Origin of the sequence: Thiolinea disciformis DSM 14473 (assembly GCF_000371925.1) — a bacterium.
Taxonomy (GTDB): domain Bacteria; phylum Pseudomonadota; class Gammaproteobacteria; order Thiotrichales; family Thiotrichaceae; genus Thiolinea; species Thiolinea disciformis.
This window is the reverse complement of sequence record NZ_AQVE01000002.1, coordinates 202,078-225,385: the sequence shown is the minus strand read 5'-3', so window position 1 is coordinate 225,385 and position 23,308 is coordinate 202,078. Positions and strand designations below refer to the sequence as shown.

The window sequence follows — 23,308 nt, the reverse complement described above, 5'->3', positions numbered from 1 at the left end:
AAGCAATGCTCTTTTACAGCTTAATGTGTTTGGCAAATGGCTGAATCATCGGGATTTTCTACACTGCTTACAATGACTTCCAAGAATTGATTCAGCTCATCCAAACTCAACACCGTTAAAATACGATTCACTAACTCAGGATTTACTTTCGCAATGGTTTGACGGCCATCAGCTAATTGCAAATACAGACCCGCTGCACTGGCTGCCGTCTCATCGATCATACCAGACTCTAGCAAGGCTTGATCTTGGGCACTTAACTCGTCATAGAGTTCATCCAACTCATCCCACGTGTCTTCATCCAAATTCTCATGGAGTTGAAAGACGATGGCTTCTTGGACGGACTCCGCCACTTCGGCATAGTCTAGACGGCGTGCTTTCAATTGATCGGCAAAACGATCAGCCATAGGACGGGTAAAAAATAAATACTCAATCACTTCGCTCATAGTCCATTCCTACTGGTTTTCTTTACGCGATACATGCAATAACACCTTATCCAGCCAACGCGTTGATAACAGGCGTTTTAAGACAGCAAATAAATGGCTCGGGAAGGTCACTCGATAACGTGCTTTCGGTGTTTCACTTTCTAGGGCATGGATCACTTTTTCTAATACCGCCTCGGGTGGCAAAGTAAAAGGTGCAGCAGGTCCTGCCTTTTCTAAACGTTTAATTGCACCTTGGTATTTATGCCGATGCACGCTGCGCTCAATATCGACGTGCTCCAACAACGATTTCAAAGCATTAGGCCTAAAGCGGCTAGTAACAGGCCCTGGCTCAATCAGCACCACGTGGATACCGGTTTGGTTTAACTCCAAACGCAAGGTATCTGCCAAGCCTTCAATAGCATGTTTGCTGGCATTATAAGCACCACGGAATGGTAAACTCACATATCCCAAAAGAGAGCTATTAAAAATAATACGCCCCTGCGCTTGATGCCGCATCAGTGGAATCAGGAGATTATTCAATTGATGCCACCCAAACACATTAGCCGCAAACTGTTTCTCCAAGACCGCGCGACTAATATCTTCTAAAGCCCCCGCTTGCCCATAAGCGCCATTATGGAATACCGCATAAACGTCACTATTGGTACGCAACATGAGCTCACGCGCACAATCCTCCACGCTGGTAGGATCTGCCAACTCCAAAGGAATGACCTTAAAACCCTCCGATTCAAGACGTTGAATATCATCAGGTTTACGCGCAGTCGCGAACACCTGATAACCACGCTCGCGTAAGCCTTTCGCGACACAATAACCAATACCACTTGAACAGCCAGTGACTAAGATATTACGCATAAGGTATCCCACGATTGAAATTGCATAAGCTGCCCCTATAGTACTGCACGTTGAAATTAGCGTGTAAGCTACCTATGATTGAGCCATTTTGGAATATCAGGAGAAACTAATTTATGCCTATTTATGCTTATCAATGCAATGCGTGTGGTCATCAACTAGAAGCTATTCAAAAAATTAGCGACTCACCCTTAATAGAATGTCCAAGCTGCCATGCTTCAGCACTGAGCAAACAAGTTACCGCGCCCGCGTTTCGTTTAGGCGGTAGTGGTTGGTATGAAACCGACTTTAAAAGTGGCGAAAAACGGAATTTAGCTTCGAATGATAAAGATACTAGCCCTGCCCCAGCTTGCGGCACAGGTGCTTGTCCTGCGTGTGAATAGTTACGCTAGCGTTAGCGGCTAATAGTGCGAGTATTAGCCGCTAACCATTAGTATATTTTTTTGTCTAACTGTCATCGTTCTAAGCTAGAATCAGCCCTCTTTCCCCGCCCTAATTGAGGATGCGTTATGTTGCGACTATTCACTATCGATAATAACAGCATGATCCGTGAAACTCCGCTACAAACGGGGCAGCTCAATGAGCAATTAGTGGGGGTAAGTTGGATTGATATTTGTGATCCCGACGAAGATTCTTTACCACTCTTAGAATCCCTCCTGCATACTGATTTACCTGAGTCCGAGGATGTTGACGAGATCGAATCGTCAGCACGTTGCTTTATCGATCAGGCGGGGATGCATGTTCACGCTTTGTTTATGTATCAAGAAGATGGGCGGCATAATACGGCCTCTGTCGCTTTTATTTTACAAAACGAACGGTTAATTACCATTCGCGACGAAAAACTTCCTGACTTTCGCCTATTTCGTTTGCGCGCTAAACGGGGACAAGTTACCTGCCGCGATGCTACTGAACTATTAGTTACCATTTTCGAACATAAAGTCGAAAATCATGCTGACTATTTAGAAGATGTGCATCATGAATTAGAAGAAATTAGTTATCATGTACTCGAAGAAGAAGACAGTGATTTAGAACATTCCATTAGTGAATTAGCGCGTTTAGAAGATAGTAATGGAAAAATTCGCCTTTGTTTAATGGACACCCAGCGTGATATTTCATTCTTACTACGCCATTTACGTGATCATCCAGAACATATTGAAACTTTGCGCGAAGTCATGCGTGACATTGAAGGCTTGATGTCACACACGACTTTTCTATTTGATAAAATTAACTTCCTCATGGCCTCAACCCAAGGTTTTATTAATATCAAACAGAATAAAATTATTAAAATCTTTTCCATCGCGGCTGTCGTTTTCTTACCGCCTACTTTAGTCGCTAGTATTTATGGAATGAACTTTAAACACATGCCCGAATTAGAATGGTTAATAGGTTATCCTTGGGCCTTAAGTTTGATGATTATCGCGGGACTTGCACCTTATTTATTTTTTAAACATAAAGGCTGGTTATAATATAAGCTGTTGTATTTCCACCACTTATCGGAAGCTACCGCCTGTCCATTGCAAAAGCACTTGCCACGTTTCACAATGCGCATAATCAATAAAACTTATTGATGTATTAAATAACTATAAATTCAATAGGGGATCCCATGAAATACGCAGCGTTAGCTTCTTTATTAGCCATGAGCCTATTTGGCGCATCGGCAGCTCAAGCAGGTGGTGGTGCTTTACTAGGCGGTAACAATCCAGAAAGCGCTGGTAGTATGTATTTTGGTGGTAGCGTAGGCCAAGCCTCTCGCGATTGTTTTGCAGTCGATGCTACTACCTCGAAAGCCGTTGATGACTCTTGTACAGGTACCGGTTGGAAAGCTTTTGCGGGTTATCGTTTCACTGATATGTTTGCCCTAGAAGGTGGCTATTACAATCTAGGCCCTGTCGAAGAAGAAGACATTACCTTTATTGATAAGGATAAAAAATCTTGGACTGGAACATTCGCTAGCGAAACCACCGGCTTAGCTTTAATGGGCGTTGCTAACGTTGCGGTCATGGATAATTTAGAAGTATTTGGTAAAGCTGGCGGTATCAAACTGACCTCTGATTATACGTTAGAAGACAAAACTACTAAAGCTGAGGCTGATCTAGGCTCTGAAGAAGGTACCGGCTTAATTTATGGTGTTGGTGCTAGCTATAAATTCACTGATAATTTAGGTATTCGTGGTGAATGGGAACGTGTAGATGTGACCAGTGATAATGACGTCGACATGACTCATGATCTTTTGTCAGTCGGTGCAACTTATTCAACGATGTAACAGAAATCCCAAGGTCTAGTATGAGAGTACTAGACCTTTATGACTAGACCCCCATTAACATCCCGACCCAATAAAAACCACAAGGGATCTACAATATGATATCTATTCGATTGGCTGGGCTACTCAGTTTAGTGTTGCTACAAGCGCCAGCATTTGCTTATGACTATACGTTTCAAACTGAAGAAACAGATCCTACAGGCAGTTTTTATGTCGGCGCTGGCAGCGGCTATATGTTAGGTGATGCCTATGATTTATGTGCCGATAACGACGACCTAAGCTGTATCACCTGGAAAGGCTTTGTCGGTTATAAGCCGCTGCCTTCTGTTGCGATAGAAGCAGGCTATCAAAGCTTAATGAATGGCCGCGCTACAGCCTCTGACAACACCAATATCCAAATTAAAACGACAGCATGGTCAGGTTCTGTACTAGGCTTTTACCCCGTTCAACCTAATATCGATGCCTTCGGCAAACTTGGCTTTGCTGCATGGAGCTCTAAATCTGGTAGCAATACCGTGAACTCCAGTGGTACGGATATGTTAATCGGTGCGGGCGCCCAAATGAAAATGACCGATAACCTCAGCATTCGTGGCGAATGGGAATATGTAGGGGGTGACTTACAAAGTACCAATGTAAGCACCGGTGTTACTTACAGTACCTACTAACGCAGTTCTCCTCTCCGTCGTGCTAGCCTTGGGATTTTTTAAAACCTTAGGCTAGCAAACACTCAGCGATTGCTAGCAATCCAGCGCCAAGCTTTGTATTCTTCGCGTTTTACCCAGCGCGTAGAATGAAGCCGTATGCAAGAACAATATAATCCAAAAACTTTAGAGCCCGCTGTACAGGCTTTCTGGAAAGAAAATAATACTTTTCAAGTCACTGAAAATCCGAATAAAGAAAAGTACTACTGCCTGTCGATGTTCCCTTATCCGAGCGGTGTACTACACATGGGGCATGTGCGCAATTATACCATCGGTGATGTGATTGCACGTTTTCAGCGTATGCAGGGTAAAAATGTATTACAGCCCATGGGTTGGGATGCTTTCGGATTACCTGCAGAAAATGCCGCGATTAAAAATAAAACGGCACCCGCTAAATGGACCTATAAAAATATTGATTATATGCGTAGCCAATTGCAGTCCATGGGACTAGCGATTGATTGGTCGCGCGAATTGGCGACTTGCAAGCCAGAATATTATCGCTGGGAGCAGTGGTTTTTCACGGAGCTGTATAAAAAAGGCTTGGTTTACCGCAAAAAATCCACGGTAAATTGGGATCCGGTCGATAATACCGTATTGGCTAACGAGCAGGTCATTGATGGGCGGGGCTGGCGCTCAGGCGCATTAGTAGAACAACGCGATATTGATCAGTGGTTCTTAAAAATTACTGATTACGCGAATGAGCTATTAGATGAAATCAGCAAAATGCCTGGTTGGCCGCAGCAAGTTCGCACCATGCAGGAAAATTGGATTGGACGCTCTGAAGGCGTTGAATTGCAATTTGGCTTAGCAGACGGCGAAAGCTTAACCGTATTCACCACTCGCCCCGATACCCTTATGGGTGTGACTTATGTGGCCGTTGCGGCTCAACATCCCTTGGCTTTGGCCGCTGCGGCCAATAACCCTCAATTAGCTGATTTCATTGAAGAATGCAAGCAAGCCAAAGTTGCTGAAGCGGATATGGCAACGATGGAAAAGAAGGGTATGGCCACAGGGCTCAGTGCAATTCATCCTTTGACGGGCGAGGCCGTGCCCATTTGGGTTGCTAATTTCGTATTATTAACTTACGGCTCCGGCGCTGTGATGGCCGTCCCAGGTCATGATACCCGTGATGGCGAATTTGCGCGCAAATACCACTTACCGATTAAGCAAGTCATTGCCCCGAAAGATGGGAGTGCTATTGATGTCCAAGCGGAAGCTTATACCGATAAAGGCGTATTAGTGCATTCCGGTAAATACGATGGTTTGAATTCAGAAGCAGCTTTTGAAGCCATTGCAGCAGATTTGATGGCACAACACAAAGGACGTAAGCAAATCAATTATCGCCTACGGGATTGGGGAGTGTCGCGCCAACGCTATTGGGGCTGCCCTATTCCGATGGTTTATTGCGACGCTTGCGGTGTTGTTCCGGTGCCTATTAACGAGTTGCCAGTATTATTACCAGAAAATGTCGAATTTGATGAAACGGGAAGCTCACCTCTGAAGCGTATGCCTGCGTTTTACGAAACGACCTGCCCCAGTTGTGGCAAGCCTGCACGACGTGAAACCGATACTTTCGACACTTTCTTTGAATCCTCTTGGTATTTTGCGCGTTATGCCTGTCCCGATAATGATCAAGCAATGTTGGATGAACGCGCCAACTATTGGTTGCCTGTTGATCAATATATTGGTGGCATTGAGCACGCGATTTTACATTTACTATATGCGCGCTTTTTCCATAAGGTGATGCGCGATCATGGCATGATCCGCTCCAACGAGCCTTTCAACAACTTATTAACGCAAGGCATGGTATTAGCCGATACTTTCTATCGCGATAAAGAAGGTGGCGGGCAAGACTGGATTTCACCGACCCAAGTGGATGTGAAACGCGATGAAAAAGGGCGTATTACGGCAGCGATTTCCTTAAAAGATGGACTCAGTGTTATTCCTGCGGGCATGAGTAAAATGTCCAAGTCCAAGAATAACGGTATTGATCCACAGGAAATGATCGATAAATATGGTTCGGATACCTTGCGCTTCTTCTCCATGTTCGCAGCACCGCCTGATCAAACCATGGAATGGTCTGACTCGGGTGTAGAAGGTGCACAACGCTTTTTACGACGTTTATGGCGCCACGTGTATGAGCATGTCAGCAAGGGTATTGTGCCTGCTAATCAATCTCACACAGGCTTAAATGACGAGCAACAAGCCTTACGTCGTAAGTTGCACCAAACCCTACAAAAAGTTGCGGATGATATGGGGCGCCGTCATACTTTCAATACAGCGATTGCTGCCAATATGGAATTATTTAACGAGGTATCACGCTTCAACGATGATTCAGCACAAGGTAAAGCACTACGCCAAGAAGTATTGGAAGGTATTGTGTTGATGCTGGCGCCGGTTATTCCACATACCTGTCACGCTTTATGGGAAGCATTAGGGCATGATAATCAGTTGGTCGATACCGCATGGCCTACCATTGATGAAACGGCTTTAGTACAAAATACGCTTGAATTAATCGTGCAAGTCAACGGCAAAGTACGCGGCAAAATTCAAGTAGATGCTTCAGCGAATGAAGACACGATTAAAGCGGCTGCTTTAGGGAATGAAAATGTGCAACGTTATGTGGAAGGTGCCCAAGTCCAAAAGGTAATCGTGGTCAAAGGTCGCTTAGTTAATATCGTTGTACAATGATTCGGCTATTTCGCACCTTTCTATTGAGCCTGTTGCTAGGTTTATTAGTAACAGGTTTTAGTGCTTGTAGTGGCTTTCATCTACGTGGTACTCATTCCATGACGCTCACCCCCATTCAAGGGGAGCGCGTTTGGCTCAACGGCTTAGATATTCAAACAGGTTTTGGTAAAGCCTTAGCACAGGCCATCAAAACGGGAGGTGGCCAACTCAGTTCGGATCAAAACGTTGCTAGCCTTAGTCTGAATATTTTGAGCGTCAACACTGATAAAACCGTTTCTGCTTATTCAACCAGTCGCCAAGTACGTGAATTTAATCACTTTACTGAGGTCTCTTTTAGCGCAACGCTGTTACCTGCATCGGAAACCATTCCCCCCCTAGAGGCTAACTTACGCACAGAACGTATACAGGTGTATGATAATGCGTTTGTGTTGGGCTTGGCGGAAGAAGAGCGCACAATTCGACAAGATTTACAGGCTGAAGCAGCACGCTTAGTCGTGTTACGTTTACAGGCTTTGAAGAATAAGCCCTAGTCCTAAGTTTAAACAGGTTACTCCTCGATGAAACAGATTACGATTATTGGTGCAGGCTTTGCGGGCTTGAGCGCCGTTCGCCAATTGCGCAAATTGAATAAAGATATTGAAATCACGCTTATTGCGCCACGTGCTGAATTACATTATCTGCCGGGGATTATTTGGATACCTTCCGGTTTACGCAAACGGGAAGATTTAATCATCCCCTTGCATAATTTTTTCCAACGCATGAAAGTCAATTTCCATCAAGGCAATGTCACTGGCTTAAGAGAGAACGGACGTATTGTAGAAACCGATAAGGGTGAGGTGAAAAATGATGGTCTCATCGTAGCCTCAGGCGGGCGTTTTATTAAAAAGCTAGCGGGTATTGAACATGCTATTACCCCTTGTGAAGGTATTAGCGCAGCCGAACAGATTCGTGACCGGTTAAGCGCTTTGCAAGGCGGCACCATTGCAATGGGTTTTGCAGGTAATCCGAATGAGCCGAGTGCTATGCGGGGAGGGCCGATGTTTGAATTTTTATTCGGCACGGATACTTTATTACGCCAACAAAATAGACGCGAAAAATTCAAATTAATTTTCTTCAGTCCTGCCGAAAAACCGGGGAATCGCTTGGGTGAAAAAGCGGTTCAAGGCTTAATGAATGAAATGAAAAGGCGTAATATCGAAACACACCTCGGCTATAAAATGAAAGGTTTTGAAGCCAAGAAAGTGAAAACCGAAGGCGGCGAATTTGATGCTGATTTAATTTTATTCATGCCCGGCATGACAGGCAATGCTTGGTTTGATAATACTAATTTACCCCGTTCTGAGGGTGGTTTATTAAAAGCCAATAAGCATTGCAAAGTCGAGGGCTTCGATAAGGTTTATGTGGCTGGTGATTCGGGTAGTTTCCCAGGGCCTGACTGGATGCCCAAACAAGCCCACATGGCTGATTTACAAGCCGAATGTGCAGCAAGCAATTTATTAGCCGAATTGGAAGGCAAAACGGCGGATGCTACTTTTAAAATTGAATTAATGTGTATTGTCGACTCCTGTGATAAGGGGATGTTCGTATCACGCACCGAATCCAGCAATAAAATGCTGCCCCCCCATAAAGGTTTTCATTGGATGAAGCGTGGTTTTGAATGGTGGTATTTGCGCCAATACCGCTAGGCGTAGGACAAAGCCTGAGGCAATAACGACTATTGCTTCAGTGCTCACCGAGAAGCTCTTTTATCTCCAAGAAATTTTCTGCTATGGTAACCTCCTACTGAAAGGAGGTTGAATGGAGCAAACTTATCCCACAGCTACACCCTTAGTTCGCTTTGTTGGTGTACAGAAGACGTATGATGGCGTGATTCGCGTTGTCAAAAACCTCAATCTCGATATTCAACGTGGCGAATTTGTCACGCTCTTAGGTCCATCTGGCTCAGGCAAAACCACTTGCTTAATGATGCTAGCGGGTTTTGAAACACCCACCAGTGGCGATATTTTTTTAGGCGACCAAAAGCTTAACACCCTACCCCCGCATAAGCGCAATATTGGCATGGTATTCCAGAATTACGCCCTGTTTCCGCATATGACGGTAGAAGAAAACCTATATTATCCCCTGAAAATTCGCAAACTTCCCAACAATCAAGCCAAACAAAAAGTCGAGCGTATCCTCGATATCATTAAACTCAAAAGCTTTGCCAAACGCCGCCCCAGTCAATTATCGGGGGGGCAGCAGCAACGGGTAGCCCTAGCACGAGCGTTGGTATTTGAACCGCAATTAGTGCTAATGGATGAACCCTTAGGTGCACTGGATAAACAATTACGCGAACATATGCAGCTTGAGTTACGCCAACTGCATAAAGCATTAGGTTTAACCGTAGTATTCGTAACTCACGATCAGGGGGAAGCCTTGAATATGTCGGATCGGGTCGCGGTATTTAATGACGGCATTATTCAGCAAATTGACACCCCGCTAAATCTGTACGAATACCCCAACAATGCCTTCGTGGCGCAATTTATTGGCGAAAATAATACCCTTGCTGGCACAGTAGCACATCTTTCTGGTGATACCTGCCGTGTAAGTTTAGCCCATGGTGCGGCTTCGGGTGCGCGGGTTAGTGATATTAAAGCGCTTAATGAATCGACCCTGCTCTCGATCCGCCCTGAGCGAATTCACCTTAATGAAGCAGCACAGGCTTTAGCCAACCGTTTTACCGCTACCATTCGGGATTTCACTTATTTAGGGGATCATGTGCGGGTACGTTGTGAGCTTCTAGATAATGACCAGTTTTATGTAAAGGTACCGATTAGCGACACGCTTGAGTCATTGCAACCGGGGATGACGGTTCAACTGGGTTGGCGTGATGAAGATGCACGTGCCCTAAGCAAACCATAAACTTATTAATAGCAAAGAGGAGTCAACTATGCGTTTTGTTCCAAAATTAAGTATTACTGGCCTAATCGCCACTGCCCTGCTCAGTTTAAATTTAGCAACACCTTCATGGGCTGAAGATAAGGCATTGACGGTTATATCGTTTGGGGGTGCATCGGGTGATGCGATGAAAAGCGCTTATTTCACTCCTTTTGCCGAGAAGACAGGCATAAAACTGACCCCAGGGGATTATAACGGCGAATTTTCTAAAATCCGCGCCATGGTTGAAACCGGCAATGTAAGCTGGGATGTGGTTGAAGTCGAATCCCCCGAAATGGTACGCGGTTGTGAAGAAGGCCAGTTAGAAGAAATCAATTGGGACAAAGTCGGCAAAGATCATTTATTACCGAATGCGGTTTCCAAATGTGGGATGGGCATTTTCGTTTGGTCCACCGTTATTGCTTATGATAAAGACAAACTCAAAACACCACCGAAAAATTGGGCTGACTTCTGGAATGTGAAAGATTTTCCCGGCAAAAGAGCCTTACGCAAAGGGGCGAAATATACGCTTGAATTTGCTTTATTAGCGGATGGCGTTCCTGCAGCCGATCTCTATAAAACCTTAGCCACTTCAGAGGGCGTTGATAAAGCTTTTAAAAAATTGGATGAATTAAAGCCGAATATTCAATGGTGGGAAGCGGGTGCACAACCACCGCAATGGTTGATTGCAGGCGATGTGGTGATGTCCTCCGCCTATAATGGTCGCGTGGCCGCAGCACAAAAAGAGGGCAAACCCTTAGCCATCGCCTGGGATCAAAGCATTTATGATATGGATTACTTCACGATTGTAAAAGGCAGTAAATCGGTGGAGGCGGCACACGAATTCCTAAAATTTGCTAGTCAAGCTGATGCACAAGCGGCTTATTCCAAACAAATCCCTTATGGCCCAGTCAATCCTACAGCAGTAGAAGGTTTACCTGAAGATCAGGCTAAACAATTGCCAACTTATAAAGAAAACTTAGCTAATGCTATTGCCATTGACACCCAATTCTGGGTCGATAATGGTGAAGAATTAGAGCAGCGCTTTACCGCGTGGGCGGCGAAGTAATCTTACCCCTGCCAGCCTGTTAAGCCACTTAACAGGCTTTATTGCGAGTGCCACTATGTCTGCTGCTATGATTGATGACTTGCCCAAACTCAAAGCGCAATTGCGCCGTGCAGAGCGTTTAAAGAAGCTCAAAGCCTTAGCCCTCATTGCACCGTTGGTAATTTTTTTGTTATTAGCCTTTGTGTTTCCCATCGGCACCATGTTGTGGCGTGGTATCGATAATAGTGAAATGCAGCTGGCATTACCGCAGACCGCCCAATTACTTCAGCAGTGGGATGGGCAAAACCTACCCTCGGCAGAGGTTTTTAAAAGCCTCGCGAGCGAATTGCCGTCTGCCCAAAAAAGTGGTGCTTTAGGAAAATACGGTCGACGTTTAAATTATGAAGATCCAACACTCAAAACTTTAATGACGCAAACCTTGCGCAAAATGCCTATTGAACCGCCCAGTGATTGGAGCCAAACCTTACCCCAAATCAATCCTCGCTGGTCAGATCCCAAGGTGTGGCAAGCCTTGAAAAATACCGCGCCCCGCTTAACCGATCGCTATTTGCTGGCCTCAGTTGATGTAGAACGCAATGCCCAAGGCGATCTTCAATTCGTAGCGCCGGATAAAAAAGTATATTTGGATATTTTTCAGCGTACCTTGATTATTTCTGGAACGGTGACCTTAGTTTGTTTATTGCTGGGTTTTCCGCTGGCGTATTTGCTTGCAACCCTACCCACAGGAACCAGTAATTTACTAATGATTTTCGTATTATTGCCGTTTTGGACTTCGCTCTTGGTACGAACAGCCGCATGGATTGTGCTCTTGCAGTCTGGCGGTTTAGTTAATAATGCCTTGATTGGTCTAGGAATTATTCAAGAACCCTTGCAATTAGTGTTCAATCGCTTTGGCGTCATTGTCGCGATGACTCATATTTTATTGCCCTTCATGATTCTACCGTTGTATAGCGTGATGAAGGGCATTTCACCCAGCTATCAACGTGCGGCTATATCCCTAGGCGCACATCCATTCAAAGCCTTCTGGCAAGTCTATGTACCCCAAACCTTGGCGGGTGTGGCGGCAGGCACAATTTTAGTTTTTATTATGGCCTTGGGTTATTACATTACCCCAGCCCTACTAGGCGGCCCTTCTGATCAAATGGTGAGCTACTATGTAGCGTATTACACTAACACCACCAATAACTGGAGTATGGCGGCAGCACTCGGTTCATTATTATTAATTGCAACCTTGGTCTTGTATGCTGTTTATAACCATCTTGTGAATAAAAATCCGGTGCGGAGATAATGATGGCTTTACCTATTTATGCGTCACGCACGGAAAAAATCTGGTTTTGGGCCTTCCGTATTTTCTGCGGCTTAGTCTTATTATTTTTAATCCTGCCTATTTTAGTGATTGTGCCACTCTCGTTTAGCGATAGTAGCTTTTTGACTTACCCCATCACTGGCTATTCCCTGCAATGGTATCGCGAAATTTTCACCGCTGGCGGACCGTGGATGGAATCACTAAAAAATAGCTTAATCATTGCACCCTTTGCCACTTTATTAGCAATGATCTTGGGCACTTTAGCGGCAATCGGCTTAAATCAAGCACATTTCCCCGGAAAAGGTTTACTGATGGCGCTGATTTTATCCCCCATGATCGTACCTTTAATTATTGTTGCTGTAGGCATGTATTTCTTCTTTGCCACTATAGGACTACTCAATTCCTATACAGGCTTAATTCTGGCACACGCAGTCTTAGGGGTACCGTTTGTAGTCATTACCGTTAATGCTACTTTGCAAGGCTTCGACTATAACCAAATGCGGGCTGGCGCTAGTTTAGGTGCTAGCCCTACCCGTACTTTTTTCGATATCGTTCTACCCCAAATTCTGCCCGGCGTGATTTCGGGGGGCTTATTTGCCTTCGCCACATCGTTTGATGAAGTAGTCGTTGCCCTCTTCTTGGCTAGCCCTACTGAACGCACTTTACCCATGCAAATGTTCTCGGGCATTCGAGAAAATATTAGCCCCGCGATTGCTGCACTTGCCACCCTATTAATTATCATGTCGGTATTGCTGTTATTAGTCATGGAGTGGCTACGACGACGTGGTGAAAAACTCAGCCAAGCAGGTGTTTAAAAAACTTAACTTTAAAAATAAATGGTTGTAAGGAATTTTTTTCCTTTCCTCCAATCAAACCAATAAGCATCCAAAAACGTATAGTTAGTGAGGAACTATCATGAAAATTACCGCTTATATCAGTGCGGCACTGTGCTTTTGCACGCTGCACCCTGTTTATGCCAGCCAAGCATCCCCCTTACCCTCTTGGATTAGTGGTGACTCCAATTGCACTATCGATGGTCGACCCGCCCGTATGCATTGGGCCATTCAAGATGACCCTCAAACCGAATGTGATGGTGATAGTTGTAGTACAACAAGCGGTGTACGAACCGTAGGGCGCTTTAGCGACAATGGTGGGCCTTGGGTGGAGTTGGCTCGTATTAGTATGAGCAATAACACCATGAATATCCGCTACTTAGGTGCTGAGCCTAATAACTGGCAATTAACTTACAACTCCAGCACCCAAGTGGCCAACGGCTGGACCACATGGCGCGGCCAACGTTATCCTTTATCCTGCTGGAAGGGCGATACGCCTCTGCCCACCCGCTGTCAAAATTACGCCAATGAAGCCATACGCCACTATGAAACCGCCAAAAATTTAAGCTGTGGCTTCGATCCCGATGCCCGTTGGCACAACAACTATAACAACCATTATGGCTGGTGTATGCAAGTTGGCGGTCAACCCAACACTTTAGAGGCTGAAGACCTAGCGCGTTCCACAGCTATTAGTATTTGTCGTCGCTCGCGTATCATACCCATTGATCGGGCGACTCTCCCGATTTTACCCCGCGTGCCTATGCAGTAATTAAGCTGCACCCAGTAATTGGATAGCCCAAAATACTAAAAAGCCCCCGAATAAAATCAACATAGACGAGGGCTTTTCTTCCACTTCATGCGCCTCAATTAGTAATTCCTCAGTGACAAGATATAATAAGGCAGCAGCACTGAATGCCAAGGCACTCGCGATAACATGGTTAGATGCACCCATGAGTAGCCAATTGCCTAAAAAGGCAAATAATAAAACCGTTAATCCTAATGCTGTGGTAATCAACACAATGTGCCAACCCTGTGAATTAGCGGAAGTCAGCGCTAGACCTAAAAATAATATTTCTACAGATAAACCTAATGCCAATACGCTACCGGTTTCACCGCCTGCAGCAAAACCAGCGCCAATAATAAACCCATCCACGGCAATATCAATAAAGGTCGCTATTAACAAACCTTTACTTAAAGTATCCGCATGAGGCTCTTCGTTTGCTTCAAGCCATTCAGTGAATACTTTTAGGACAAACATAAACAAAGTGCCTAAAGCAAATGCAGCTAATAAAGCCCAAGGATTGGCGTGCTCGCGACTAATTTCAGGAAATAATTCAACTGCTAAGGCTGCCAATACAACACCCGCAGCAAAATGTTGAATCAAACTACGAATATAACGACTAGGTTGCCAAATCAGAGCCAACACCCCACCCGTTACCGAAACTAGAGCCGGAATCAACATGTAATAAAAATGGGTCAAATTCATTGCTAAAACCGCTATCGCTAAAAGTGGTTTAGCGTAGCAGGTTTAGTCAGCTTTGCAGGAGCAGTTTGCCTTGAATGCGACATTTGCCCTATGAAATAAAGCCGTTTAAATCACCGTTTGTTGACGCAACTGTACTAATTGCTCAGCGGATAAGCCTAATACTTGCGCTAATACGTTATCGGTTTGTTGGCCTAATAAAGGCGGCGGTAAAGGCGCATTCTGGGCTTTGCCATTGATACGCACCGGATTACTCACTAATTGAATCTGTCCAGCTTGTGGGTGTGGGTAATTTCTTACCAATTCGCGTGCTTGAACCTGCGGATCAGCGAACACACGATCCAAGGTATTAATCGGCCCACAAGGCACCCCTACTTTTTCTAAGGCATTCAGCCATTCATCGGTCGTGCGTTGCTTCAAAGGTTCAAGCAATAAAGGAATGAGAGTATGGCGGTGTTTTACGCGTGACGCATTGGTCATAAAACGCTCGTCTTCCGCCAATTCGGGGCAGTTCGCTAGCTCACAGAACCGTTTAAATTGCGCATCATTACCCACAGCCAAAATCAGGTGACCATCTTGCGTCGCAAAGGCTTGGTAAGGAACGATATTTGGGTGAGCATTCCCTAAGCGTTGTGGCACTTGGCCAGACACTAAATAATTTGCTGCTTGATTGGCTAATACACCCACCTGTACATCCAAAAGCGCCAAATCGATATAAGCACCCTGCCCCGTTTGTTGACGTTGTAACAGTGCCGCTAGGATGGCATTCGCTGCATAGAGGCCGGTGAAAATATCCGCAAAAGCAACACCTACCTTCACTGGCTCACCACCTTCACTGTCTGGTTGACCCGTTAAGCTCATGAGCCCGCCCATGCCTTGAATCATAAAATCATAACCAGCACGTTGGGCATAAGGACCTGTTTGACCAAATCCTGTGATAGAACAATAAATTAAGTCCGGCTTAAGCGATTTTAGGCTTTCATAATCTAAGCCATATTTTTTTAAACCGCCCACCTTGAAGTTTTCTAACACCACATCGCAATGCTGAGCCAACTCACGAATTAAACCTGCTCCTGCCGGTTTAGCCATATCGATAGTCACCGATTGCTTACCGCGATTCGCGGATAAGTAATAAGCCGCCTCCCCCCCTTCGAGCCACGGCGGCCCCCAACGCCGCGTATCGTCACCTTCGGCAGGTTTCTCGATTTTAATCACTTCTGCTCCAAGATCAGCCAACTGTTGACTACACCAAGGTCCCGCCAAAATACGCGATAAATCCAAAACGCGAATACCTTGTAGGGGTTTAGTGCTCATAAGCGACTCCATCTGATAACTAGAAAAAATTTGATGTTAAACGATTTGTACACTGCCGACCATGCCGCATTAGGATTCTGTAAGTTATACACGCACTGAAACTTGACACTTTCAAGCATCAAGGTATCTAATCAAGTCAAGCAGTTCGGAGGAGAAAGCTTGCTTAACACTACTTTGCCTAATTGCGCATATCTTATTCAAAACGTTTACAACTACTACCGCTAGAACACCATTGGAGGCTGCACCCTTATGAGAAAATTACCACGCTTAATCGCGACTTGTTTGCTTGCGCTGGCACCCATCACTATTTCCTATGCTGAAATCGAACAATTCAAAATCATGGCACCTGCTAACCCAGGGGGTGGCTGGGATACGATTGCCCGCACCTTAGGCGATGCTTTAAAAGCTAATGGCCAAGCTAAAAATGTTGTTGTTGAAAATAAAGCGGGTGCCGGTGGCACGATTGGCATGGCACAATTCATTAATAATGAAAAAGGTAATCCGAATGCTTTATTAGTAGCGGGTGCGATTACTGTAGGTGCGATTGAAACCAGTAAATCACCGGTCAATTTTAGCATGGTCGCTCCGATAGCCCGCCTCATGGGTGAATATGATGTAGTGGTTGTTCCCGAAGATTCACCTTATAAAACACTCACTGAGTTAATGGATGCCGTGAAAAAAGATCCCGGCTCGGTAAGCTTTGGGGGCGGTTCAGCCGGTGGTGTGGATCATATTATTGCAGGTCTGATGGCTGAAAAGGTGGGCGTGGAAGGTTCGAAGGTAAACTACATTCCTTTCGCCGGTGGTGGTGAAGGTAAAGCAGCTATTTTAGGCGGACAAGTCACTGCTTATTTAAGTGGTTATGGCGAATTAGCCGATTTAATCACTGCGAAAAAGGTTCGTGCTTTAGGCGTCAGTAGCGATAAGAAAATTGATGGTGTTGATATTCCCACCATGAAAGAACAAGGCGTGGATGTAGTCATGGCGAACTGGCGTGCAGTGTTTGGCGCACCTGACATCACGGATGAGCAAAAAGCTGCTTTAACGAAATTAGTAGAAGAAGCCGTAAAATCAAAGACATGGCAAGATAAAGCGAAAGCATCGCAATGGACTGACATGATGATGACAGGCGATGATTTCAAGAAATTCTTGGAGGAAGAACAGAAGGTCACGGCTGAGACTCTGAAAAAACTCAAAATAGGCGGCTAATATGTTAAAGCGCGTCACCGGTGAGCAGTGGATTGCTCTGGGCGTTATCTTGATTGGCTTCATTATGATTTGGCAGATCACAGGGATTCCTAAAAGTACGGGATATGCTGGCATCGGGCCGCGCTTTTTTCCTTCGGTGATTGCCTTTGGTTTAGTCATTGCTGGGGCAACTTTATTGATCCAAAGTCGCCCCTCTAAACACCCCGAAACCGAAGAAAAAACCCAAGATCCCGACCATCCACTCGATTATGAAATTGCGCATCCGCATTGGCGGATGTTCAGTATTGCTAGTGCTGCCTTGATTTTACATATGAGCTTGATTGGTTTCATTGGCTTCACGTTAGCCGGAACCCTTTTATGCTTTGGCATTTGTTTAGCACTGGAAACCTCGCATAAAATTCGTGACTTGATTTTATCCTTCCTCCTCGTTTTAGGCTTATTCCATTTATTTAAATGGTTGGGGCTTAACCTACCTGCTCTCATTTCGGGAGGTTTTTTATAGATGGATGGTTTACACGATCTCTTTACTGTTGGTTTTGCAACTGCACTGACTTATCAAAACTTATTATGGGCCTTAATTGGCTGCACCCTAGGAACAGCAATTGGGGTGCTTCCGGGGGTTGGCCCTGCGGTAACCGTCGCTTTACTCTTACCCGTTACCCAAAGCATTGACCCCACTGGCGCTTTAATTATGCTCGCAGGCGTATATTACGGCGCTATGTTTGGGGGTTCGACAACCTCTATTTTATTAAATACACCGGGCGAAGCTGGGAGCATTGTCTCTGCACTGGAAGGCAACAAAATGGCTAAAGCAGGGCGCGGTGGCCCCGCCTTATCCACTGCAGCTATTGGTTCTTTCGTCGCGGGCACTATTGCTACACTGCTTTTAACCCTACTTGCCCCTATTATTGCGAATCTGACGCTCAAACTTGGCCCCGTTGAGATGTTCGCCTTAATGGTCTTAACCTTCGCTGCCGTATCAGCGGTCTTAGGTAATTCGCCTTTAAAAGGCGTTATCTCGCTTTTGATTGGTTTAGCGATAGGTTTGATTGGGATAGAGCAACAATCTGGGCAGGCTCGCTTCACATTTGGCTTCGCGCCGTTATTGGATGGTATTGATATTGTGGTGATTGCCATGGGCTTATTTGCCATTGGCGAAACCCTGTATACCGCAACCTATGAGAACCATCTGAAGGCCGGTGTAGAATCGCTGGCTGGGCGTTTCTGGATGAATAAAGAAGAGTGGAAACGTTCATGGAAACCTTGGCTACGTGGTACAGCCATCGGCTTCCCCTTCGGCACGATTCCCGCAGGAGGTACTGAGATGCCCACCTTCTTATCCTATTCGGCTGAACGAAAATTGGCGCCCCCTGAGGTTAAAGAAGAATTCGGTAAAGGCGCGATTGAGGGTGTGGCAGGCCCTGAGGCCGCCAATAATGCCGCTGTCACCGGCACCTTGATTCCCCTCTTAACCTTAGGCATACCCACCTCAGCCACAGCTGCCATTATGCTAGCCGCCTTCCAGCAATATAATATTGCCCCAGGCCCCTTATTATTTGACACCAATCCAGAATTAGTTTGGGGTTTAATCGCTTCACTTTATATCGGCAATGTCATGCTGTTAGTACTCAATCTGCCATTAGTAGGTTTATGGGTACAATTATTAAAAGTCCCACGCCCTTTATTATATGGCGGCATCGTGGTACTCGCGACAATGGGCGCTTATGCACTACGCCAAAACTGGTTTGATTTACTACTGTTATATATTGTCGGGCTGATGGGCTTTTTAATGCGCCGCTATGAATTTCCCGTGGTACCCCTAGTGGTCGGTTTGATCGTAGGCCCTATGGCTGAGAAATTCTTTAGACGGGCGATGTCGATTAATCAAGGCGATTTAACGGTATTTTTAAAACACCCCGTTTCACTAATCCTATTACTGATTACCCTAGCTATTTTAATCGTCCCACCCCTCTTGAAACGGCGTCAGGCTTTACTTAAAGTCAGTTAATTTTAGAGCTAGCTGTTCATGCGAGTTTTAATACGATGAGCGCAAACTTTCGGTCTGCGCTCTCGTCTTGGCCTGAGCCTTTACGTATTCTCTTTACCTTGGAGATAGGTGTTATAGGTGCCTATCTTGCTAAGTACCTGCAATTACCTGTCCCTGCCTTACTCGGTAGCTCCATCTTAGTAGCACTAATTGCTTTACAAAAAGTGCCTGTCACCATGCCCCTTTATATGCGCAACCTAGGCTTCACTATCTTAGGTGCATCGATGGGTAGTGCCATTACGCGAGACATGCTAGCCTTGATTGGACGTTGGCCACTGAGCTTAGCCATACTTGTTATAGCCGTTGGCCTGATGATGCTATCCAGCACTTACCTCTTATCACGCTATTTTAAACAAAGCCGCCACACCGCCTTCCTAGCTAGCGCGCCTGGAGCCTTATCGACCACTATCGCCTTAGCCAATGCGGGTTATGCCAATCTTAATAGCGTGGTTGTATTCCAAGGTCTACGCCTGTTAATTGTCATGGCCGTTTTGCCGATTATGATTCATAGTCTCGACCTTAATGGTACAACAACACTGGCAAAACTCAGTACCACACTCTCTTGGCAAGCCGTGTTAGGGACTTTATCGGGTGCTTTTGCTTTAGCCCTCCTCTTTCAAGCCTTAAAAATTCCTTCAGCTTTTATCCTAGGCGGTCTATGTTTTAGCGCTAGTTTACATGTCGGTAATTGGCTCTCCGGTAGCTTACCACCTTTATTGATTACTTTGGGCTTTCTCATTATCGGTTGCACTATTGGCGAACGCTTTCAAGCCATTAGCTTTCCACAATTACGCGAATCTGCTGTTGCAGCCACTTTTACCGTATTACTCAGTAGTTTGATTGCTGCTTTAATGGCCACCGTAGCAGCGCTAAGTTTAGATTTACCCTTTGGGCAAGTATGGATTGCCTATGCGCCAGGCGGTATTGAAGCAATGGCAGCTTTAGCCATGGCTATGCACTATGACCCTGCTTATATTGCCGCCCACCACTTATTTCGCATCATAGGTTTAACGCTATTTATGCCAATTATTTTAAGAACCCTTAAAAATTAAAATAAATAAGTGACAGCAATGATTGATAAAAATTCAATTTGTAACGAATTGTAATCAATTATTAAAAAGATAAATGACTAATTTTTATTCTATTTTTAAACATTGCATAATAAATAACCACAACCTACATTAAGCCTGTATTCATCATGGCTTAGTCAATCAGCGAGGGCATCTGCAATGGCTATCCGAAGAATTAAGGCTAATAAAGCTAGAGTCGAAGCTGGCTTTGTCATTATTGAAAGTGACTCCTTAAAAGAAACCGGCTCTGTGCTTGTATTTATTTCAACCTTCATTACAGTACTGATTCTGTACTTAAGTGATGAAGATCAATCTCTTAACCAGAATTTCTTGCTTGTTAATTTTGCTATTTCTGCAGTAATCGCTCTGTTTTCCTTTATCCTTTTTCCCGGAAGAATAATTCGCAAAGCACCTGAGGCAGATTTAGTTGAAATCAAAGAGTATAAAGAAGAAAACCGAGTCACCGTCGTATTAGACGATGCTCGGGTCAAAAAAGGTGGACCCTCTGACAAATATAAAGAGGATTTAGGCAAGCAGTGATTTACTTCAATTTGGTTTTATTTAAGCGTTTTGCATTGGCCACTGCGCGGTGATGAATAGGCTTAATTCCCTCTTCTAGCATCTCATTAGTGGCTTTATTAACCTGATTGGGCAGATTTTGTAGCGTTTTGCTCGCCGTCCAAGGAAACCAAAAGGCACTCATCATATCGAACATCAGCTTTTGGTTGAAATACATTGCTTGCAAGGTCATCGCTTGCCAAGACTCATAAAAGGCCATGACCTTCTCGGTTCCCATCTGTTGAAATTCTTTTTGATCACGACTCGAGGGTGTTGCACCAGCTAAAGCCATGCGCGTTAAGCGATGTGCAATCACTTGAGGAGCAGCCATGCTCATTTCCGCAAACAGCTCAGGAAAATTAGAAGAAGGGGATTTTTTCGACATGATACAGCACTCTGACACTAAAATAAGTGTGCTTATTAGACGTGAGTTAGACTCAATTAACAAGTAGCTTATTGATTTGAGCTTGGATTGCCTATAAAAGATTTTTTACACTTTTTTGATTCAATAAATATCTCGGAATTGGGTAAATCTAATGACTAATCACCGAGCAAATCCTTTAGGCTTGCTATATAGGCATTAGCCGTTTCCTGACGTTGTTCCGGCGTCACTATTTTGCGATCTGCCCACTCCAGATGCTCCATAGGCAATTCCTCAAGAAAACGACTCGGCTCACAAACCATTTTTTCCCCATAACGGGAGCGCGTTTTGGCATAACTAATCGTTAAATGCTTTTGGGCACGGGTAATGCCCACATAGGCTAAGCGGCGCTCTTCTTGAATACCAGCTTCATCCATACTATTGACATGCGGCAAGATTTCCTCTTCCGCACCAATCAAAAATACATAAGGAAACTCCAAACCCTTCGCACCATGCAAAGTCATTAAAGTTACTGCATTTTGCTCCGCTTCCTCACTATTTCGTTCCAACAAGTCGACCAAACTCATATGGGCAATAATTTCGGCTAAGGTCTCTTTACCCATGCCGTCATCATAAAGCTTATTCACCCAATCAACGATTTCATGCACATTCGCCATACGCTTTTCAGCCATAGTGGGAGAGCTTGAGTTTTGTAATAACCACTCTGGGTACTGAATATCCTCAATAATACGTTTCACCACGGTGGCAGGATGTTCCTGCTGATTGACTTCGATCAACTCATTCAACCATGCGGTAAAATGCCCTAAACGTTGTTGGGCTTTAGCAGTAATGCGCTCAGCAAATCCCAGTTCCTGCGCACAAATAAATAAACTATTTTTACGCTCGTGAGCATACTCACCCAGTTTTTCTAAAGTGCTCGTGCCAATCTCACGTCGTGGCGTATTGATAATTCTTAGGAAAGCCGCATCGTCATTCGGATTACTAATCAAGCGTAAATAAGCCAAAATATCTTTAACCTCGGTGCGCTCGAAAAACGACGTACCCCCGGTAATTTGATAAGGAATATTGTGCTGGCGTAGCAGGGTTTCAAAAACGCGGCTTTGATGATTGCCACGATACAAAATAGCAAAATCCTTATAAGCTGCGCGCTCGCGAAAATGGCGCTTCATCATTTCGCCGACCACTTTTTCCGCCTCATGCTCTACCGAACGACAAGGCATAATGAGAATCGGGTCGCCTTCGCCTAAAGTACTCCACAATTTTTTTTCAAACATATGCGGATTGTGCGCAATCAAGTGATTCGCACTGTCCAAAATACGTCTGGTGGAACGGTAATTCTGCTCCAGCTTAATCACCTTCAACGTCGGATAGTCACGCTGCAACTGCACAATATTTTCGGGACGCGCGCCGCGCCACGCATAAATCGATTGATCATCGTCCCCGACCGTAGTCAATGCACCGCGCACACCCGACAGCTGACGAATCAATTGATACTGGCAAGCATTGGTATCTTGATACTCATCCACTAATAAATAGCGTAAACGATTCTGCCAACGCTTCAAGACTTCAGGATATTGCTGGAACAATTGGACGGGCAGCACAATTAAATCATCAAAATCGACCGCATTATACGCTTTGATTTGGCGCTGATATTGCTCGTATAAACGCGCTGCTCGCTGGCCTACTTCGTCAGTCGCCTGCTGCATAACTTGTTCAGGGCTTAAGAAATCATTTTTCCAGCGCGACACCTGCCAACGAATAGCCTCGGTTTCATCGATATCTTCCTTAAGCGCTAATTCACGCAGTATCAAATCGCTATCTTGTGCATCCAAAATCGAAAAACCAGACTTGTAACCCAGTTTCTTCACCTCTTGCTTAAGAATGTTCAAGCCTAACGTATGAAACGTAGAAACAGTTAAACCCTTCGACTCCTCCTTACTAAGCAATTGACTTGCACGCTCGCGCATTTCGCGTGCTGCTTTATTGGTAAAGGTAATCGCTGCTATCGTTCTGGCTTCGTGCTCGGCCTTCCGAATCAGCCATGCAATTTTTTGCGTGATGACGCGCGTTTTACCGCTGCCTGCACCTGCTAATACCAATAAGGGCGAACCAAGATGCGTCACCGCAGCTTGTTGTTGAGGATTTAAACCTTGCATAATGAACGATGCGTTAGCAGAGAA

General features: G+C 45.0%; 23 protein-coding genes. 17 read left to right on the top strand and 6 right to left on the bottom strand.

Features of this window, described 5'->3' with window-relative positions; translation table 11 throughout:
* Positions 1-20: 20 nt before the first annotated feature.
* Both A3IE_RS0102610 and A3IE_RS0102605 read right to left on the bottom strand, forming a co-directional pair.
* A complete protein-coding gene (locus A3IE_RS0102610) occupies positions 21-443 on the bottom strand; it encodes a hypothetical protein (RefSeq protein WP_020394028.1) in 423 nt (140 codons plus the stop codon).
* Between the two features lie 9 nt (positions 444-452).
* The gene (locus tag A3IE_RS0102605; RefSeq protein ID WP_020394027.1) at positions 453-1,292 is read right to left on the bottom strand and encodes an SDR family NAD(P)-dependent oxidoreductase; all 840 of its coding nucleotides are present in this window, start codon (positions 1,290-1,292) and stop codon (positions 453-455) included.
* A 113-nt stretch (positions 1,293-1,405) separates the two neighbouring features.
* Between A3IE_RS0102605 and A3IE_RS0102600 the strand changes: the two genes are divergently transcribed.
* From A3IE_RS0102600 to A3IE_RS22660, 12 genes are all read left to right on the top strand, one after another.
* On the top strand, positions 1,406-1,672 hold the full coding sequence (locus A3IE_RS0102600) for an FmdB family zinc ribbon protein (protein WP_020394026.1): 267 nt from the start codon (positions 1,406-1,408) through the stop codon (positions 1,670-1,672).
* A 126-nt stretch (positions 1,673-1,798) separates the two neighbouring features.
* A complete protein-coding gene (gene corA, locus A3IE_RS0102595; RefSeq protein ID WP_020394025.1) occupies positions 1,799-2,755 on the top strand; it encodes a magnesium/cobalt transporter CorA in 957 nt (318 codons plus the stop codon).
* Between the two features lie 137 nt (positions 2,756-2,892).
* Complete coding sequence (locus A3IE_RS0102590; RefSeq protein ID WP_020394024.1) at positions 2,893-3,552, top strand: porin family protein; 660 nt, start codon at positions 2,893-2,895, stop codon at positions 3,550-3,552.
* Positions 3,553-3,647: 95 nt separating this feature from the next.
* A complete protein-coding gene (locus A3IE_RS0102585) occupies positions 3,648-4,214 on the top strand; it encodes an outer membrane beta-barrel protein (protein ID WP_020394023.1) in 567 nt (188 codons plus the stop codon).
* Positions 4,215-4,349: 135 nt separating this feature from the next.
* Positions 4,350-6,941, top strand: a complete 2,592-nt coding sequence (leuS, locus tag A3IE_RS0102580) for a leucine--tRNA ligase (RefSeq protein ID WP_020394022.1) — start codon at positions 4,350-4,352, stop codon at positions 6,939-6,941.
* A 98-nt stretch (positions 6,942-7,039) separates the two neighbouring features.
* The gene (locus A3IE_RS0102575) at positions 7,040-7,471 is read left to right on the top strand and encodes an LPS-assembly lipoprotein LptE (RefSeq protein WP_157832823.1); all 432 of its coding nucleotides are present in this window, start codon (positions 7,040-7,042) and stop codon (positions 7,469-7,471) included.
* 27 nt (positions 7,472-7,498) lie between these two features.
* Positions 7,499-8,626 (top strand): NAD(P)/FAD-dependent oxidoreductase, encoded by a 1,128-nt coding sequence (locus tag A3IE_RS0102570; RefSeq protein WP_020394020.1) that lies wholly within the window; start codon positions 7,499-7,501, stop codon positions 8,624-8,626.
* A gap of 112 nt (positions 8,627-8,738) precedes the next feature.
* Positions 8,739-9,842: an ABC transporter ATP-binding protein gene (locus A3IE_RS0102565; RefSeq protein WP_020394019.1), complete on the top strand. Its 1,104-nt coding sequence runs from the start codon at positions 8,739-8,741 to the stop codon at positions 9,840-9,842.
* Positions 9,843-9,870: 28 nt separating this feature from the next.
* A complete protein-coding gene (locus tag A3IE_RS0102560) occupies positions 9,871-10,926 on the top strand; it encodes an ABC transporter substrate-binding protein (RefSeq protein ID WP_020394018.1) in 1,056 nt (351 codons plus the stop codon).
* Positions 10,927-10,981: 55 nt separating this feature from the next.
* Positions 10,982-12,214, top strand: a complete 1,233-nt coding sequence (locus A3IE_RS0102555; RefSeq protein WP_020394017.1) for an ABC transporter permease — start codon at positions 10,982-10,984, stop codon at positions 12,212-12,214.
* Positions 12,214-13,047, top strand: coding sequence for an ABC transporter permease (locus A3IE_RS0102550; RefSeq protein WP_245539167.1), 834 nt, complete (start codon positions 12,214-12,216; stop codon positions 13,045-13,047). The genes A3IE_RS0102555 and A3IE_RS0102550 overlap by 1 nt, the downstream gene beginning before the upstream one ends.
* A gap of 100 nt (positions 13,048-13,147) precedes the next feature.
* The gene (locus tag A3IE_RS22660; RefSeq protein ID WP_020394015.1) at positions 13,148-13,834 is read left to right on the top strand and encodes a DUF6006 family protein; all 687 of its coding nucleotides are present in this window, start codon (positions 13,148-13,150) and stop codon (positions 13,832-13,834) included.
* Here A3IE_RS22660 and A3IE_RS0102540 read toward each other — a convergent pair whose 3' ends face one another.
* Both A3IE_RS0102540 and A3IE_RS0102535 read right to left on the bottom strand, forming a co-directional pair.
* Positions 13,835-14,551 (bottom strand): ZIP family metal transporter, encoded by a 717-nt coding sequence (locus A3IE_RS0102540; RefSeq protein ID WP_020394014.1) that lies wholly within the window; start codon positions 14,549-14,551, stop codon positions 13,835-13,837.
* A gap of 105 nt (positions 14,552-14,656) precedes the next feature.
* The gene (locus A3IE_RS0102535) at positions 14,657-15,862 is read right to left on the bottom strand and encodes a CaiB/BaiF CoA transferase family protein (protein WP_020394013.1); all 1,206 of its coding nucleotides are present in this window, start codon (positions 15,860-15,862) and stop codon (positions 14,657-14,659) included.
* Positions 15,863-16,111: 249 nt separating this feature from the next.
* Between A3IE_RS0102535 and A3IE_RS0102530 the strand changes: the two genes are divergently transcribed.
* From A3IE_RS0102530 to A3IE_RS0102510, 5 genes are all read left to right on the top strand, one after another.
* Positions 16,112-17,071, top strand: a complete 960-nt coding sequence (locus A3IE_RS0102530; RefSeq protein ID WP_020394012.1) for a tripartite tricarboxylate transporter substrate binding protein — start codon at positions 16,112-16,114, stop codon at positions 17,069-17,071.
* 1 nt (position 17,072) lies between these two features.
* Entirely contained in the window at positions 17,073-17,573 is a 501-nt protein-coding gene (locus A3IE_RS0102525; protein WP_020394011.1) for a tripartite tricarboxylate transporter TctB family protein, read from the top strand.
* The gene (locus tag A3IE_RS0102520; protein WP_020394010.1) at positions 17,574-19,079 is read left to right on the top strand and encodes a tripartite tricarboxylate transporter permease; all 1,506 of its coding nucleotides are present in this window, start codon (positions 17,574-17,576) and stop codon (positions 19,077-19,079) included.
* 35 nt (positions 19,080-19,114) lie between these two features.
* Positions 19,115-20,170, top strand: a complete 1,056-nt coding sequence (locus tag A3IE_RS0102515; RefSeq protein WP_020394009.1) for an AbrB family transcriptional regulator — start codon at positions 19,115-19,117, stop codon at positions 20,168-20,170.
* A gap of 177 nt (positions 20,171-20,347) precedes the next feature.
* A complete protein-coding gene (locus A3IE_RS0102510) occupies positions 20,348-20,728 on the top strand; it encodes a hypothetical protein (protein ID WP_020394008.1) in 381 nt (126 codons plus the stop codon).
* A gap of 1 nt (position 20,729) precedes the next feature.
* On the opposite strand, the gene A3IE_RS19705 is transcribed toward A3IE_RS0102510, so the two are convergent.
* Together A3IE_RS19705 and rep are read right to left on the bottom strand one after the other, a co-directional pair.
* The gene (locus A3IE_RS19705) at positions 20,730-21,131 is read right to left on the bottom strand and encodes a polyhydroxyalkanoate granule-associated phasin (RefSeq protein WP_026154741.1); all 402 of its coding nucleotides are present in this window, start codon (positions 21,129-21,131) and stop codon (positions 20,730-20,732) included.
* A gap of 155 nt (positions 21,132-21,286) precedes the next feature.
* Complete coding sequence (gene rep, locus A3IE_RS0102500; protein WP_020394005.1) at positions 21,287-23,284, bottom strand: DNA helicase Rep; 1,998 nt, start codon at positions 23,282-23,284, stop codon at positions 21,287-21,289.
* Positions 23,285-23,308: the final 24 nt, after the last annotated feature.